This window comes from Streptococcus sp. FSL K6-1323, from assembly GCF_038630745.1.
Lineage (GTDB): Bacteria > Bacillota > Bacilli > Lactobacillales > Streptococcaceae > Streptococcus > Streptococcus salivarius_D.
Map to the genome: position 1 here is coordinate 1,269,393 of NZ_CP152039.1, position 16,054 is coordinate 1,285,446.

The 16,054-nt window shown below is 41.6% G+C and carries 13 protein-coding genes and 3 pseudogenes; 1 reads left to right on the forward strand and 15 read right to left on the reverse strand.

Annotated features, from left to right (window positions below; translation table 11 throughout):
• Positions 1-6 precede the first annotated feature (6 nt).
• From NST80_RS05725 to NST80_RS05755, 7 genes are all read right to left on the reverse strand, one after another.
• On the reverse strand, positions 7-726 hold the full coding sequence (locus NST80_RS05725) for a matrixin family metalloprotease (protein ID WP_004182633.1): 720 nt from the start codon (positions 724-726) through the stop codon (positions 7-9).
• Positions 727-845: 119 nt separating this feature from the next.
• Positions 846-1,628: an alpha/beta hydrolase family protein gene (locus NST80_RS05730; RefSeq protein WP_118172017.1), complete on the reverse strand. Its 783-nt coding sequence runs from the start codon at positions 1,626-1,628 to the stop codon at positions 846-848.
• A gap of 134 nt (positions 1,629-1,762) precedes the next feature.
• Positions 1,763-3,424: a ribonuclease J gene (locus tag NST80_RS05735; protein ID WP_118172016.1), complete on the reverse strand. Its 1,662-nt coding sequence runs from the start codon at positions 3,422-3,424 to the stop codon at positions 1,763-1,765.
• Positions 3,425-3,603: 179 nt separating this feature from the next.
• Complete coding sequence (locus tag NST80_RS05740; protein ID WP_002883503.1) at positions 3,604-4,362, reverse strand: ABC transporter ATP-binding protein; 759 nt, start codon at positions 4,360-4,362, stop codon at positions 3,604-3,606.
• Entirely contained in the window at positions 4,359-5,228 is an 870-nt protein-coding gene (locus NST80_RS05745) for a branched-chain amino acid ABC transporter permease (RefSeq protein ID WP_002883493.1), read from the reverse strand. Before NST80_RS05745 ends, NST80_RS05740 begins: the two co-directional genes overlap by 4 nt.
• Positions 5,229-5,237: 9 nt before the next feature.
• Positions 5,238-6,239, reverse strand: coding sequence for a tryptophan ABC transporter substrate-binding protein (gene trpX / locus NST80_RS05750; protein ID WP_013990710.1), 1,002 nt, complete (start codon positions 6,237-6,239; stop codon positions 5,238-5,240).
• A gap of 136 nt (positions 6,240-6,375) precedes the next feature.
• Positions 6,376-6,597 carry a DUF4649 family protein gene (locus NST80_RS05755; protein ID WP_014633227.1) on the reverse strand — a complete coding sequence of 74 codons (222 nt, stop codon included), beginning with the start codon at positions 6,595-6,597 and terminating at the stop codon, positions 6,376-6,378.
• 96 nt (positions 6,598-6,693) lie between these two features.
• On the opposite strand from NST80_RS05755, the pseudogene tnpA reads away from it, so the two are divergent.
• Positions 6,694-7,007 (forward strand): annotated as a pseudogene (tnpA, locus tag NST80_RS05760) (IS200/IS605 family transposase); the annotation flags it as partial.
• A 798-nt stretch (positions 7,008-7,805) separates the two neighbouring features.
• Here the strand turns inward: tnpA and NST80_RS05765 are convergent.
• From NST80_RS05765 to NST80_RS05800, 8 genes and pseudogenes are all read right to left on the reverse strand, one after another.
• Positions 7,806-8,051, reverse strand: a pseudogene (locus tag NST80_RS05765) (lysin); the annotation flags it as partial.
• A 45-nt stretch (positions 8,052-8,096) separates the two neighbouring features.
• Positions 8,097-8,525: pseudogene (locus NST80_RS05770) on the reverse strand (peptidoglycan amidohydrolase family protein); the annotation flags it as partial.
• Positions 8,526-8,544: 19 nt separating this feature from the next.
• Positions 8,545-8,775: a phage holin gene (locus tag NST80_RS05775; protein ID WP_118172015.1), complete on the reverse strand. Its 231-nt coding sequence runs from the start codon at positions 8,773-8,775 to the stop codon at positions 8,545-8,547.
• A complete protein-coding gene (locus tag NST80_RS05780; protein WP_342504529.1) occupies positions 8,768-9,187 on the reverse strand; it encodes a phage holin family protein in 420 nt (139 codons plus the stop codon). The genes NST80_RS05775 and NST80_RS05780 overlap by 8 nt, the downstream gene beginning before the upstream one ends.
• A gap of 45 nt (positions 9,188-9,232) precedes the next feature.
• The gene (locus NST80_RS05785) at positions 9,233-9,484 is read right to left on the reverse strand and encodes a hypothetical protein (RefSeq protein ID WP_342504530.1); all 252 of its coding nucleotides are present in this window, start codon (positions 9,482-9,484) and stop codon (positions 9,233-9,235) included.
• Between the two features lie 20 nt (positions 9,485-9,504).
• The gene (locus NST80_RS05790; RefSeq protein ID WP_342504531.1) at positions 9,505-11,553 is read right to left on the reverse strand and encodes a DUF859 domain-containing protein; all 2,049 of its coding nucleotides are present in this window, start codon (positions 11,551-11,553) and stop codon (positions 9,505-9,507) included.
• A 2-nt stretch (positions 11,554-11,555) separates the two neighbouring features.
• Positions 11,556-14,495, reverse strand: coding sequence for a phage tail protein (locus NST80_RS05795; RefSeq protein WP_342504532.1), 2,940 nt, complete (start codon positions 14,493-14,495; stop codon positions 11,556-11,558).
• The gene (locus tag NST80_RS05800) at positions 14,495-16,051 is read right to left on the reverse strand and encodes a distal tail protein Dit (protein ID WP_342504533.1); all 1,557 of its coding nucleotides are present in this window, start codon (positions 16,049-16,051) and stop codon (positions 14,495-14,497) included. Before NST80_RS05800 ends, NST80_RS05795 begins: the two co-directional genes overlap by 1 nt.
• Positions 16,052-16,054 lie beyond the last annotated feature (3 nt).

The following is a 16,054-nucleotide window of genomic DNA, read 5'->3' on the forward strand; positions in this document are numbered from 1 at the left end:
CCCTCCTTAATTCGCATAGAGAGCATGAACCGTATCAATATCCACCTGTTGAATCCCGTAATAAGATCCAGCTGATTGCATAACGGATGTCTTAGAGTCATCATGGTCTAAGCCAATGGCATGACCCAATTCGTGTTCAGCCGTATTCACAATACGCTTGTGAGTATAACCAAAATCACTATTCAAGAGGAAATAACGGTTCAACTTCACATCTACATGAGTGATGCGATTGGTCAAAACATTGGTTTGAGTGTCTGCTAAACCTGCTGCCTGTGAATTCGCATCGGAATAGTCAGTCGCAACAATGTCAGCTGTTGAAGCATCATCAGTTAAAGTAAAGATGAAAGCACCCGTGTTATTCCAGTTGGTGATAGCCTCCTTATAGGCAGCTACCAAGGTTTCATCGGTAGACTGAATATAGATGCTGGCAGTATTTTGCGCCCATCTAGCTCCATTAGACTCTGGAATGGTATCTGTTGTTGATAGGTTAGAGACAACTTTCTCAACGTCACTAGTACTGGTACCACTAAAACCTAGCTCTACTTGATGAAAGGCTTGATTAATGTTTGTGGCTAAGGTACTTGAAGAATTATTGGCATAGTAGACGAGTCCATAACCAATAAGGGCTAGGACTAGGGCAAGTTTAAATATAGCCCAAATAAGATTCCAAATAAATTGTAAAAGAAGTTTGGGAATATAGAAGATTACTCTGAATAATTTTTTCATTATTGAGCCTCCTTTTCGAAACTTCCCCTAGTATATCAAGCTCTAATAGTTCTGACAAGCAAAAAATACCACTTTAAGCTTTTATCATCTCTTTGATAAGATGTTACAAACTTGACCTATTAAGACAAACGTTCTTCTTTAACGTAATCAATAGGTAACCATTCTAAGTAGGCTTCTAGTTGTTTTTCCCAATAATACCACTCATGTCTTCCATGGTCTGTGCTGTAGTCAATGTCTAAACCAAGGGCCTTCAAATCAGCTACTGCTTTGTTTTGAGATTCAAAAAGGAAATCTTCAAGGCCACACCAGGCAAAGAATTTAGTTTTCTTGTTATGTTGTTTGGCTAGGTTAACCAGTTTATGCTGCTTAATATCTTTTCCTTCCAAATCACCAAAGACACCTTGCCAGTATTCCTTAGACTCACTCGTTTCGTCTGTAATCATCTCTGCTGATAATCCAAGAGCACCAGAGAAGGAACCTGCACAAGCAAAGTTATTTGTCGTTAAGGCTAGTTTGAAAGAACCATAGCCACCCATAGAAAGTCCAGCGATAAAGGTCTTTTCACGCTTCTTAGTCATACTAGGGAAGAAACGTTGCATGACTTGAGGAAGCTCCTTAGCAATGGCATCGTAATACTTAACCCCGTAATTGGTATTTGTATACCAGCCATTTTCAGAGTTAGGCATAATAACAATGAGATTAGTCTTACGAAGGAGACGCTGAATATTGGTACGGAAGGCCCAAGAATTATGATTGCCCCCCATGCCATGAAGGAGATAGAGAACTGGGATGTCCGTATCACTTTCCGTTTCAGCAATCTGATCGCGATCTGGATAGATGACATCCACTTGGCGGTATTGTCCTAGAACATCTGATGAGTATTCAATTTGAAAAAAAGCCATTTGTATTTTCCTTTCTTAATGTTAGAAAAGCTGGGACACCCCAGCTTTTGATTTTAGAACAAAGTCTTATTGAGACTTTCCTCAATGTCTATGGTGCAAACATCACGCTCACACTCTTATGTTTTAGTCAGTTATTAGCGGACTTCCATGACTACTGGAAGGATTGCAGGACGGCGTTTGGTTTGGTCAAAGAGGAACTTAGCCACATCGTCGCGGACAGCTCCTTTAAGTTCACCCCAGTCGAAGCTGTCTCCTGCCAAGTAATTTTCAACGGTAGCATTGACAATGTCAGCAGCCTCACGGAGAATGTCACGGCTCTTCTTCACATAAACGAACCCACGTGTATTCACACGCGCTTTAGAGACAATCTTACGTTCCTTCTTGTTAACAGTGATAGCTACGATAAAGATACCATCTTCAGACAAGACCTTACGGTCACGAAGGACGATATTACCTACATCACCAATGGCATTACCGTCAATCATAACATCACCAGCTGGAACAGCTCCTTCATGAAGGAAACCTTGATCTTCAGACAAGTGCATGATGTCACCGCGTTTAACGATATAAATATTTTCTGGAAGAATACCAACTTCCAAGGCTAACTCTGCATGTGCTTGAAGGTCACGGTACTCCCCTTGAATAGGGAAGAGATACTGTGGACGAAGGAGGTTAATCATCAATTGAAGTTCGCGAGCATTGGCATGTCCAGATACACGAAGGCTCTGCGTAATCATCTTAACAGTTCCCCCAGCTTTATAGATAGCGTTGTTAACACGTGCCACTACGGCTTCCTTAGCAATGCTTGGAGTTGTTACGATATAAACCAAATCTCCATCCTTGATTTGAACGTAACGGTGACGACCAACAGCCATCTTTTGAAGGCCATCGATTGGTTCACCCATACGACCATTTTCGAGGATAATCAACTCGTGGTCTTCGAACTTGTTCATGTCTTTTGGTTTAACAATAAGTTTTTCATGCTCCACAGTCAATTTTTTGAGACGAATGGCTGTGCGGACAATATTTTCTACGTCAAAACCAGTAAGAACAACACGACGTCCGTGATCAGCAGCTGAATCAAAGACTTGTTGAATACGTACCAAGTTTGAGGCAACTGCAGCAACAATAACACGTCCTTCTGCATCAGCAATAACTTGGTCAATTTCTTGGCCAACTTCTGCTTCAGAAGCTGTTTGTTCAGTACTTGTCGCATTTGCTGAGTCTGACAAGAGGGCCAAAACACCTTCACGTCCAATTTCAGCCAAACGACCTAAATCAGTTTTGTAGTAAGGACGGGCAGCTTGGTCAAACTTGAAGTCACCAGTATAGACAATATTTCCTTGGTCAGTACCAAGAACAATCCCCATTGATTCTGGAATTGAGTGAGTTGTTTTGAAGAGTGAAACCTCAGCATCCTCAAATTCGATTTCAGTTTCTGCGTCAATAACATGGAAATTATTGAATTTCTTAACGCCAGCATTCTTGACAAAAAGTTTAGCTAACTCGATTGTGAGTGACGATCCAAAGACTGGTGCTTTGACTTCTTGCAAGATATAAGGTAGGGCACCAATGGCATCAGCGTGTCCGTGAGTTAAGAAAATCCCTTGGATACGATCTCTATTTTCAATCAAGTAATCTAAGTTAGGGATGACAAAGTCAACACCTAGTTGTTCATTTTCAGGATACTTTAGACCAGCATCCAAGATAAAGATAGAGTCGTTAATCTCAACAATATAGAGGTTCTTAGCATTTTCACGTACTCCACCTAGGGCAATAATTTTAATATCGCTCATGCTTGTTTTTCTCCTTTTTAGTTTGACTCTCTTCTAGAGCCTATTTTTACAGACGGTCCAAGAAGCTGAACGTTCGTGCGAACAGTCTCCTTGTCGATTTACAGGCCACAACAAAAAGTTGCATACCCTTTAAGTATACAACTTTTTGGCTTATTTTACAATTTAGAGTCAGACTAGACTTACTCAAACATAGCGTAGTAGTCTGTGATATCCAATTGACCTTTTTCTTCCTTGGTAAGGTCTTTAATGATTTGACCATCCTTCATAACGATCAGACGATTGCCATATTTTAGGGCATCTTCCATGTGGTGGGTAATCATCAAAGCTGTTAGATGGTCACCTGTTACAAACTCATCAGTCAACTCCATGAGGGCTACACTGGTCTTAGGATCCAGGGCTGCAGTGTGCTCGTCTAAGAGCAAGAGCTCAGGACGTTTAAGTGTCGCCATCAACAGACTGAGAGCCTGACGCTGACCACCTGAAAGGAGACCTGCTGGTGTATCTAAGTGCTTTTCTAAACCATTACTGATACGTTCAATCAGACCTTGAAACTCCTCTGTGTAGAGATGAATTTGGCGTGATTTAAGCCCTCGTTTTTCACCACGGTATTTGGCAATCAAGAGGTTTTCTGCAACAGTCATACGAGGAGCTGTTCCCATTTTAGGATCTTGGAAGACTCGTGAGAGGTACTTAGCACGCTTCTCAGCAGGGAGAGCCGTAACATCCTCACCCATGATGAAAATCTGACCACTGGTCAACATGAGGGTCCCTGCAATGACATTGAAGAGGGTTGATTTTCCGGCACCATTTCCACCAAGAATGGTAATAAAGTCACCTTCTCTAATGGTAAGATTAACATGGTCCAAGATTGTTTTTTCGGTGTCAAAACCGTTATTGACCTTAACAGTCGCATCTTTGAGTTCTACAATAGCTGTCATCGTGATAAGGTCACCCCCTTAAAGAATTTTCGGCGTAGGACAGGCGAAATCAAGCAAATAGCCAAAACAATCGCACTAAAGAGTTTGAGGTAGTTCGTGTTAAAGCCAAGAGCGATAACTGCTGTCAAAAGGAACTGATAGAGGATTGAACCAATACAGATGGCAATCAAACGTTCCAACAGAGTCAAGTTAGTCGCATAGAGGACCTCACCAATAATGATGCTAGCAAGACCAATAACGATAACCCCAATCCCTTTAGAAACGTCGGCATAACCGTCCTGTTGGCTAATCAAGGCTCCTGAGAGAGCGATAATACCATTTGAGATAACAAGCCCCATCACTTCCATATTGTCTGTGTTGATACCAAAAGATTTGGCCATGTCTCTATTATCACCTGTGGCAATATAAGCTTGACCAAGGCGCGTGTTAAGAAAGGCAATCAAGGCCGTGATAACAATGGTTACCGCAATGAGACCAACAATCAAGAGGTTGTAGTCCTTGCTGAAAGGAAGCAAATCTTGGATAGTCTTGATATCTAGAAGTCCTAGGTTGGCTCTTCCCATAATCATAAGCATGACTGAGTTAAGAGAGGTCATGACCAAAATCCCTGCCAAAATAGTAGGAATCTCTCCCTTAGTATAGAGGAGACCAGTCACAAGTCCGGCACCACAGCCGGCCAAAACGGCAACCAAGGTTGCCAAGATAGGGTTCCAACCAAAGTTCATAAGGGTTACTGCTACTGCCCCACCAAGAGGGAAGGAACCTTCTGTTGTCAAATCAGGAAAATCCAAGATACGGAAAGTCATGTAAATCCCAAGACCTAGGATTCCGTATAGAAGCCCCTGATAAATAGATGAAATAATCATAAGTCCTCCTTATTTATCAGCTTTAACAGCGATGTCTGACTGTTTAAGCACATCGTCAGGGATGGTGATGTTGAGGTCTTGAGCAACTTTAAGGTTAAGCGTTGGTGTGCCATCATCGATAACATCTACAGGAACATCCTTAACTTTCTTACCTTTAAGAACCTTAACTGCACTACGAGCTGTAGCCTTTCCAAGTTCATATTGGCTTTGAGCAACTGAAGCCAAACCGCCCTCTTTCACCATCGTATCAACTGTCGTATAAACTGGAATCTTAGCCTGGTTGGCTGATGAGATTACTGTTGAAAAGGCCGAGGCAATCGTATTATCTTGAGGCGTCCAGATGGCATCTACCTTACCAGTCATGACTGACATGGTTGTATTGATTTCATTAGTTGATGGGACGGCGTACTCGACCACATTTAGACCATCTTTTTCAGCGTACTTCTTAAAGCTTTCAACCTGTGATTTGGAATTGTCCTCGCTTGAAGCGTAGAGAATACCAATCGTTTTGGCATTTGGTGTCAGTGATTTGACCAATTCTACTGTCTGCTTAATCGGCACTTGGTTTGAGGTACCAGTAACATTGCCTTCTGGATGCTTGAGATCCTTAACCAATTTGGCTCCAACAGGGTCTGAGATAGCCCCCATGATGACTGGAATATCCTTGGTAGCTGCCGCTAGCCCCTGTGCTGCTGGTGTGGCAATACCGATAACGACATCGTTCTTGTCATTAACCAATTGTTTAGACATGGTTTGAATTTTAGACTGGTCTCCTTCGGCATTTAGGAGGGTGATTTTAACCTTGTCCCCCTTATAACCAGCTTCCTTAAGGCCATCCTCAATTCCCTTCTCGATTTGATCCAGGGCGTCGTGAGTCACGAACTGGAGGATCCCTACTTTGACGACCTTATTGGCATCTTGGTGTTCTTTTTTGAAAAGATCTGTACCAATAGAACCGAGCGTCAAGATAGCTAAGAAAACCAAAGTCCAAATTAAACGCTTGTTTTTCATATGTGTCTCCTTCTATAAATTCTTCCTTTCTATTGTAAGTCATTTTCAGTCAATTAGCAATATTCTTAATTTATAAAAATCACCTTGCTCAAAGAAAAAGAATCAGAACAAGATGTCTGATTCTTTTCCCTTATTATTACTGATACTGTGCCAAGTCTAGCTTCATAATAAAAAAGTAAAGGTCACCATATTGTCCTTTGTAGCCAATATCATGTCCGTTTATTGTCACCTTAGTAACTGGTGTTGCATCTGGCAAGGCAATCCAACAAGCTTGCTGGGCTCTGACAAATTCATTGTAATCTTCAAAGGAAGTGTGTTTTTCTTGCTTGGCAGTATTTAAATAAGTTACTTCAATCATTGAGGGACCTCCTTATAATCCTTTACCTAAGGTCTAGATTACGCTTCCTAGAGAGCAAAGTCAATCATGACGACTTAAAAAACAGCAGGCTGGGCCATACAAATAATAGAAGGTCACTTAATGCCAGATCATGTTCATATGCTAGTAAGTATACAACAACGAATGAGTGTGGCTAGTTTTATGGGATATTAAAAAGGTAAAAGTGCATTAATGATGTTTGATAGAAATGCCAATTTAAAATATAAATTTGGAAACAAACATTTTGGGGCAGAAGGTTTTTATGTAAGTACGATAGGACTTAATGAAGCCACAATTAAGAAATATATCTAGGAACTAGTGAAGTATGATACCGCATTGAACAATTAAGTGTGAAAGAATATAAAAATCCCTTCAGTGATAACGGTAAGTAATGCGTCTGCCTCTTTGAGAAGCTTATGACGAATAAAAGAAATAAAGGCTTGAACAAAGTGAAAGACTTCGTCTTAAGACGCTGGTTACTATTATGGACTTATAGCCCTTAATCAAACTACCCGTGAATTAAACTGCACCCCAAAAATTAGACAGAGAAAATCTAACTTTTGGGGTATTTTTATTACTTGAATATACGATATAAGATAACAAAAAACATCGATTGATGACTTTTTCAGTGGAATCCCTATCCGGTCCTCTCTAGATGTTAGCTTTTCATCACCCACTACAGTTGACTGAGAGCTGAGAGCAAAAAAAGAAGACCCCTAGGATCTTCTTTCTATTTAAGTTCTACTTAAATTATTTTACTGTGCGGGAAAGTTAATCGGTTTTTAAATGCGTATATAATAGGAAGAAAACCTATTAAATAAGGTTATATGCGTGTAAGATATAGACGGTAAAACACTCATAAAGTTACTAAAGTTTACACTTATTGCCCCTTATTTGCCCCTTATTTATAAAAAGCCCGACATAAAGTCGGGGCAGTTCGAGAAATTTATCGAAATGACGCCAAGTATTTCATGACTATAGTATCACTTATCTATGGAAATCACAAATAAAAAAGAGCTATGAGATAACCTCGTAGCTCTTTGCCTATGATGGATAACTTAATTATACCAAATAAAAAAAGCCCCAGCAAGCGCTGAGGCTCGACCACTACTGCCATGGTATCCCTATTGCAGTGTGAGGGGAGGTGATATACTCCTTTTCGTTTTTTTAGTTTTCGTGGTCTGGTTTAATTACATATCTGTGCAATCATCCAAATACTGGTCTTCAACCCATTGAGCGCTGTCTGGGTGGTTGATTCGAGACCAGCCGTTTAGTTTCTCGTAAACACGGACTCGTGTGCCTGCCGGGAGAAATTCCTTGTCTTGGCTATCGATGCGAGGACCAGCTTCAACGTAGTAGTCAGTGGTAAGTGTGCCTTCATAGTAAGGTTTGTCTGACTTCTCTAAGCGTGTATTAACATCTAATTCACGCTCAAATTCGCTTTGGGCTGGTGCTGGAAGAGGTGTTCCGCTTTCACGGAAGACAATTTCACGAGGACGACCGTTTAGATCCCAAATATAATTATAGTCGTTTTCAGTCACACCGTCCATGCCATAGTTGCAATGGATAGCTGTGCTATCACTAGTCATAATCAATACGTGGCCAAACGCACCGAGCGAGCTTGAACCATCACGAGGTGCCCAAATTACCACATCTCCACGCTGGCCATCGAATGTGCCATCTACAGCGTCAAACACTTTTGCATAGCCAATTGCTGGTAGTGCTTGTTGAAGTGATTCTGTGTTGTTATTTAAGTTGATTTCGAGTGCATAGCTTACCGCTGATGAGCAGTCAAATTCGATGCGCCCATCTCCGTCAGCGTCATTTCCATAGCGGTCACCCATGTCATAGTGAACCGGGATTGATTGTAAGTGATACATACGTGCGATGCTTGATTCAATTTTACTCATTTTTAGTTCCTTCCTTCAATTAGTCTTGTTTTGGTTCGTGGTAGCCCAATGCTTGTTCGCTATCTCCAAGACCTTTAGTAGTAGGGTCTGTGACAATACCCAAGATTACCAAGATCACAACGAATGTATTCACACCCTCTTGGATATTGTGTGGAATCTCAAGTCCGAATTGTTGCAACATCAAAAAGATTGCTGAGATAAGAGCTACCAAAGTAGCTTTGTTTTGCAAACGTAGTTTAAAATTAATCATTTTTTTCTTCCTCCTCGATGAGATTAAATTTATCCTTATCAATATTTTTCTTGACAAACCTGTCAATAAAGGGAATTTCAACCCCTAGAGCCGATAAGCTAGCCAAAATACTAGCCCCGTACGCTGATAGCATGGCGAAAATAAAAGCATCCATAGCACCGCCTAGATTCATGAAAACCATAAACGGATAGGATACCATTACGATAATCAACATAGCCGTGTGGCTAACCAGTCCTTTTCGAAACCTACGGCTCGAAAATTCATGAAAAGCCCATGATCTTGAAACGCCCAACACAATATCAGCAACAATAACAAGCATGAGTAGGAACACCCAAAGGTGGTCGTCTATGCCATGCTCATAGAAATCTTTGACGACTTCAAACACGCCAAAAATGCCGTCTGGTTTGTGCATTTAACACTCCTTAACGTTTTTATTTAACCCCCATTCTTTAACGCATTACGCCTGTGTAGTATCCGCCAAGATTTCATCCTCCACCTTATAACGCAAGTCACGTAGAGCATGTTCGTCTGTACGCATCTCTTGACGATGTTTAGCATAGAGTTCAGCGTTAATAAGATTCTCTTGTACTGCAGATACCGCATTCTCGTCAATGCTGATGTATGTCTGTTTAACCAGAACTGTTGCTCCTTCTTCTACGACATTAAATTCTGCATTGATTGTACGTTGTTTTGTGATTTTAAGTGACATGATATTATTTTCCTTTCTTTTTATTCTTCAACCGTTGGATATTCGTCTTCGGTTATGTAAGTGACTGTCCCTGTGTAGACTGCATTTTCAGAGCTTTGGTTTGAAAAATACATGCTCCCATCGGGTTCAAGGTGCCACACTGCACATCCTTTGTGTTCGTTAAAATTGTTTTTATTAACGACCAAGTGCGTTTGCACGCAAGGTTTGAACCCATTTGGGATTTTCTCATTCAATTCTCTGTGCTCTCCCTCGACAGCAGAGTGGATACCTCTGATTAAGCTGAAGGTTACTAAGTTTCCAAGTCGTACTACATTCGCTTTTACATCGAAACCTATCGGGATTTCTTTTTTTACAACGGGTTGGTTGGCTTGCACAAACTCAACCCAATTTCCAACTGTGTTCTGCGTCAGAGTGCGCTTGAAGAACCTACCAGAACCTGTTGTCAGCGATTGATGAATACCACCCAGACCTTCTATTACTTCTAAGAGTCCTACTTGTTCTGTAGGCTTAGGCTTGCTGATAGGATAGTTCTTCATCGTACTCATTACCGAGAAGAATCCCGTCGTTCTGTAATCATCGAGGTTTGTGTTGTTATATTCAATAATCGCAGCACCTCGAACTTCTGTAAGTCGGTGGTGCTGGATTGGCTTTGAGCCTGAATAAATCAATCCGTTGACATCAAGCGCTCCGTTTTCACGGTATTTACCAATCCCCACGCCCTGTTGGTCGTAGGACACGATCAGTTTATCGGTCGGCACTGTATCTTGAAATTTTGAGTCTGAAAATTTGTCCTCCAGTTTTCCTGTGACTATGAATGAAGTATCTGCAGGATATTCCTTGCCTAGATTTGCGTTAGATGCCTTGAATTCAGAAATACTTGACCATTCACCGCCTGCCTGTCCGTTGTCCGCTACAACATTGCTCGTCCCAACTTTTGTTGTTGTAAATGTCAGCTTCATGGTGTTTTTTTGAACACCGTTGACGCTCAACGGCGCTATTTTAGCGAACCTCTTAATGGTTAGTGTATCTGACTTTGAGCCACTTCTGGTAACTTCAAATTTTAGCGTTGGACTGAAATAGAACAAGAATGTTATTTTGACTTCTTTCCAATCAGACCAAATCCCACGAGAGTCTTGAACTCTCCCCCTCAAGGTCATTTGAGTGTCTTTGTTTACAGCGACCTCACGGAATACCCCGCCGTTCAACGAAACAGAATTGCTAGCACCAACAATTTCAGCGTAGTACCCAGCTATTGTAGCTCCATCCTTCGCTTGCGCCCCGTTGAAAACGACCTTCACAAGCGACATTATGGACACGAAATGCGTTGGCTCTGGAATTATCCTTTGAGTCGTTGGATTTGTATCTGTCAAAGTAAATCCAGTGAACGAAGGTTTCATGTTGTTTGTAACAACGCATGCCGTTAGTGTTGCTGACTGCGTCTGGATCAATTTGCCGTCTATGTAGGTATCAACATATATAGTACCTCGGCCAGTTGTTGCATTCGGTATGTCGTTGGCAAAATCCGCTGGGATTGTCCACTTAAACGATGTCCCAATATTGTCAGCAATTTTACCTTGCTTGTTACCCCAAAAATAGCGCAGTGTGTGCGTAGCGCCAGCTATTTTCCTGTCGATAGTGATATCTACTTGATTGCCAATGAATCCCTCTGGAACGCTCACCGAACTTCCTCTTGGGATAGTTGTCAGTGTAAAACTATTCCCTCCGATTTCGAGTGTGTTAGGGCTATATCCCCCACCACCCGTGAAACGAGCCATAAAACCAAATATTTTTTTACCATCATCTCCGTGATTTACGGTCACTGTTTCATCTATTAGCATGATGGTCGAGTTTTGGCTGGTCATATTTGGGCTTCCAGACCAATTCAACCGACGCCCACCGTCAAAATCGATGAACGCACTGCAGGAATAGCTTGCAAATGTGGCCGCTGTGTTCAAAATAGCTAACTGGAAACGTACTCGACTAGTGTTTGCAACAGCGTCTTGGCTTACTTGGTCAACCCAAAGCCTCAACCTATACCCTCTATCGTTGTTACTCCAAAACTCTGACACGATTAACTACCTCCCACATATCTAATGACATTCCTATCAAGATTAATGAAATCTTGTTCTTCCCTAAAACGACCAATCTGGATAGTTTTTGAGAAAATACCATTCTCGATGTGAATCACACCTTTAGAAATATACATAACCTCATTACCGGCTGAGAACATTGAAATGCGTCCATTTGGGCTGAACAGCATAGAACTAGAGTTATCGGTTTTACCAATGACAAGCCCTTCGTTTGATGAGGTCATGTAGCTGTCGATGAAGTTCCAGCGCTCTGACATATCATTTAGGTTGTTCTCTAGCTTTGCGACACGAGCACTGGCATCAGCCAAATTCTTCTCAGCTTGTGCCCGGTTGGCATTGTTTGCATTAACAAAGTCTTGGTATGCTTTGACCCATTGATTAAGTGTGTCAAGAGATGCTTTCGCTTCAAGCTCGGCCTGTACCACTGAATTAACTTCGTTGAGTTTGTTGAGTTGAGCTTGTGTCAAAACTTGGTCAGCCTTAGAATCAATTTCATCTTGTACATCTTCAAGCGCAGGGGTCCAGTCCGTTTTGACTGTCCCTTTTTCGATTTTCACTTCCCAAACCGACTTGCTAGCTGTTTTGTGATATGTGTTGACACGTAGATGATAATTTCCTGTCGGTTTAACCCAAGTAATCAGCGTTCCTGTAGTACCTGTTTTTAAATCAGATACAATCTGATAATTTTGGTATTTATCATCAATCAACCAAAGCGTCACATTGTCGCTCTCAACATTTGCGTTGTGCAGGGCAGTAAAATTACCGTCCGATTTCGCACTGATGAGATACTTTTGGTTTTGCTCTAAATAGACAGAAGTTTCGTTTTTGTACAAAACATTATTATCGAAATTCGTTGGTTTTCTGTCCGGCTTAAAAGGCCCCTTCGAACCTTTTAAGAGATTCCGACCACCGACCGAGACACTACCAGCCGTGTCATTCCAAGAGTAATCAGCTGGATTAGTGCTATTTGCTTTATCAAAGTTAGTACATATCCCTAGAAAACGCTTGGTGCCGTCTTGCGTCAGACTGAAACCAGTTCGACCATCAGCGCTGTCGGCATAAGCAAAATGGACATAAGGTGTTCGTCCGTCTGCTCCGGCTTTGCCCGGAATACCGTCACGGCCATCGCTACCTTTCCATTTAGACCAGCGATAGTCTTGTGGATTCCGACTATCCGTAGTATTAAAATCTTGGTACATACCGATAAAAGCCTTGTCAGTGTCGGTTTGGCTAAAACCGCTACCGGAAACCGTGTCAGCGTAGGCAATGTGAGTGTACTGTGTTTTACCATCAGCACCCTTAACGCCGGGAATCCCTTGATCACCCTTCGGGCCTTGCAAACCTTGAGGACCAGTTAGACCACGTTCGCCCGACAATCCTCTGTCGCCTTTATCGCCTTTAGGTCCGGCTGGTCCTGGGTCGCCTTTATCTCCCTTAACTCCGTTTCTACCATCGGAGACATTTAAAAAAGTAACCTCTTCCGAAGCTACTTCTTTATTATCAACCCATGCTGAAACCGTCAAGGCAGTTGGTTGGGTAATCTGTGATGCCACCATGTCATAGGTCATGCCCACATACTTAATAGCACTATCGATCACGAAACGCCACGTTGCGCTAACGGTTTTATCGCCTTGCTTCAAGACCGGCCGAACAGTAGAGCGTCCAACACCGTTTTTAAATGCCGTTCCGTTTGTAGTTGTAATCTCGATACGATATGGTAAGGCTCTTGCTGCGATTTCATCAATGCGTTGTTGCAAATTGTCAGATGGTTTGTTTACCAACCTTCTAAAATTGGTAAATACCACCGAATTATTGAGTGGCATATCGAAACTAACAACCATCTCAGATACACGAGCTTCAAGAGCTAAACCGCCCCTAAAATTATTATTGATAATCTTAGCAGTATCACCTAAATTGACATCCTTGTAATTGTCCATAAAACTGGACTGGACATCGACGGTGTAGGTCAGCAATGGGTAAGCGTATTGCTTAATAGTACGCAATGCGTAGCCTTTAAGAGCATTGACATCTTTGTATTCTGTCTCAAAATCCTTACGTGTCCATCTATCTGTGTCGCTATCCTTCAATGTGGACGGGTATTTCTCCATAGACAGCGGTGCATAGACCATTGGACTGCCTTTCTTAGAATAAAACTCTACTTGCCCACGCTCGTTTTTTTCTTCAAACTCAACGCTCTCAAGATTAGTTCCTTCTTGTCCAATGAAATACCCAGCATTGAATAGTTGAGTTTTATCACTAGAAACTTGGACACCTTTTAACCCGTTTTGGTAGTAGAGAATAACATCCCCTCTGACCTTACCAATGCCGTGATGATTCTCGTCCGGCTGTTGGTAGATGTCAATAACAAACTTTTTCAAAGTGCCGTCTCGGTTTAAATCGGTTCTGAAAATAAATTCAGCGTCGAATTGATTCATTAAACTATGAAGTTGTTCTAACTTAGTACCGTTTTGAGAATCAAACGTGATAGTCCTTGTTTTATCAGAAATCTCATTGATACCAATTTCAAGACCGGCATACCCTAATAAGTCTAGTTCCTTCAAATACCAAGCAATATTCTGTGGTTTATCAGCCTTGCGAGACTGTGCGGATTCCATCGCTAACTCAAGGTTAGTGTTATTACAAGTCACTTGGAAACTATCATCGTTTTCAACTAACTGCGATACATAGAAAACGTGGTAAGTATTATCGTAGAAGAATGACACATACATTTGATCGTTGATGTAAGCTACATCCTCGTGCATTTTACCATTCACAATCTTAGGAATTGTGAAATCGAATGTACTGGTTGAGTATTCAAGATAAGTGTGCCATTGACTGTTAGAATAGGGCAACATGCCCGGAACGTTATTGTTTAGGGCACAAACCTTACGCATGTTCTTGTCATGAATCCAAATTTGCATTAAACAAAACGCTCCTTCCAAGAAATTTCAATCGTTGGGTCAGTTCTTATCCAACTTGATGTGTAGATGTCGATTTCAGTTTCACCAGTGCCAATACTGAACGGCTCGGATAAGTAAGCTAGCTCATTAGATGCTGGCAAGTTGTCAACAAAGGTTTTGCCTTTCGACATGTCCACTTCCAACACCGAGCCTTTGCCAAAGCGGTTAGGAATATCCTCAGTAGCACTGACGAAATCTTTGCGATAACAGAATTTATCAACATACATGTGAGTTACAAGCGAGCTCTGACCAACACCGGATAACAAAATACTAACTTTTGCTGACTTACGTCCTTTTAAAATAGGTACTTTATATTTTAAATAAGAACCCCACCAGTAGAAAATTAATTCGTCATCCCTACGTGCCATATCAGACCACCCACGTTGAGCGTTGAACGGGTTGTGTTCATCTAAATGCGTCCCCAAAAAATGCCTACTGTCGATGATTTGGTAACTGCCTTTGCCATCGGTAGTCATGATGTTGTAATCACAACCTAGACCATTTTCTTTCTTCTTGGACTCTACACCGTAAAGGAACCTTCCTTGATCGTCGGAAACACAAATTTTAAGATACCCATATTGGCTAGGCAAACCTAACCAAAAAACTTGTCTCCACCAAATATAGTCATTTAGTGAACCTCTTTCACCGTTTGAATCCGCTGGAATATCCCAAGAAATCGAGCCACCTTGAAGAAACTTACTTCCATTTCCTCTTGAAGTCAATGCGATATTTGGGCGGTTAAACACATCAACAATCCCAAGCGTTCCGTTTAAATCGGCACTGTTGTCATTGAAAATACCGTTGTTTTTTGAACCACTTGAAAAACCTTTTCGAATGCCGGTTTCGTCTCGATAATCTAGCAATATTTCCGAACGCTTAACGTTTTGTGTATCAGCTTCATTAGGATTGCCAATCTCATAGCTTTCGCTAGAAGACTTCACAATCCCAACCCAGCCATTATCTGAGTTAAACTTCAGCTTAATATCTGGGTAAGTTTCAGCCGTACCAAAGTTCTTTAACGTAGCCTTGTAATGACCAGTAGAAATTTTCTTAATACTACCGTACTTGGTTTCACCGTCGCTACTTACTAGGGCTTGTGCCTTATTCTCACCGTAACTTTTAGGTACGTCGAACGTGACCGTTACTGTTGCGGTAATTGGTGCAGTGTTCTTATCGACTGCCAGTGACGCTTGTCCGGACGGAATAGCTTCCCAAACCTTGTTAGGTTCATCGCCAAAAATCAATGGTTTCGGTTTATCTACATTGAGGTATCCGCCTAGCGTTTCAGCAATGGTATTAAAGTAATCGTAGTTTCCGACCAAGGTAAACGACACTTGAATCTGCTTAACTGACAAGGTGCTATATAGGAATTGCTGACCATAACGCCTTCGCCCTTGGTCTTGATAGTTGTTGTTGAAATTCGATGCCACGTTTTTCGTGACATCTACTGGAACGGTACGCCCTTGTCCTTCATTGAATAATTCGGTTAAGTTCTTACCGTCATAAATTACTGACATTCC

Coding starts and splice junctions, on each gene's coding strand:
- NST80_RS05780 (WP_342504529.1), bottom strand. CDS start 9,187: ATGCACAAACCAGACGGCATTTTTGGCGTGTTTGAAGTCGTCAAAGAT.
- NST80_RS05755 (WP_014633227.1), bottom strand. CDS start 6,597: ATGATTGAAGTAACTTATTTAAATACTGCCAAGCAAGAAAAACACACT.
- NST80_RS05745 (WP_002883493.1), bottom strand. CDS start 5,228: ATGATTATTTCATCTATTTATCAGGGGCTTCTATACGGAATCCTAGGT.
- NST80_RS05785 (WP_342504530.1), bottom strand. CDS start 9,484: ATGTCACTTAAAATCACAAAACAACGTACAATCAATGCAGAATTTAAT.
- NST80_RS05730 (WP_118172017.1), bottom strand. CDS start 1,628: ATGGCTTTTTTTCAAATTGAATACTCATCAGATGTTCTAGGACAATAC.
- NST80_RS05740 (WP_002883503.1), bottom strand. CDS start 4,362: ATGACAGCTATTGTAGAACTCAAAGATGCGACTGTTAAGGTCAATAAC.
- NST80_RS05775 (WP_118172015.1), bottom strand. CDS start 8,775: ATGATTAATTTTAAACTACGTTTGCAAAACAAAGCTACTTTGGTAGCT.
- trpX (WP_013990710.1), bottom strand. CDS start 6,239: ATGAAAAACAAGCGTTTAATTTGGACTTTGGTTTTCTTAGCTATCTTG.
- NST80_RS05735 (WP_118172016.1), bottom strand. CDS start 3,424: ATGAGCGATATTAAAATTATTGCCCTAGGTGGAGTACGTGAAAATGCT.
- NST80_RS05795 (WP_342504532.1), bottom strand. CDS start 14,495: ATGCAAATTTGGATTCATGACAAGAACATGCGTAAGGTTTGTGCCCTA.
- NST80_RS05800 (WP_342504533.1), bottom strand. CDS start 16,051: ATGTCAGTAATTTATGACGGTAAGAACTTAACCGAATTATTCAATGAA.
- NST80_RS05725 (WP_004182633.1), bottom strand. CDS start 726: ATGAAAAAATTATTCAGAGTAATCTTCTATATTCCCAAACTTCTTTTA.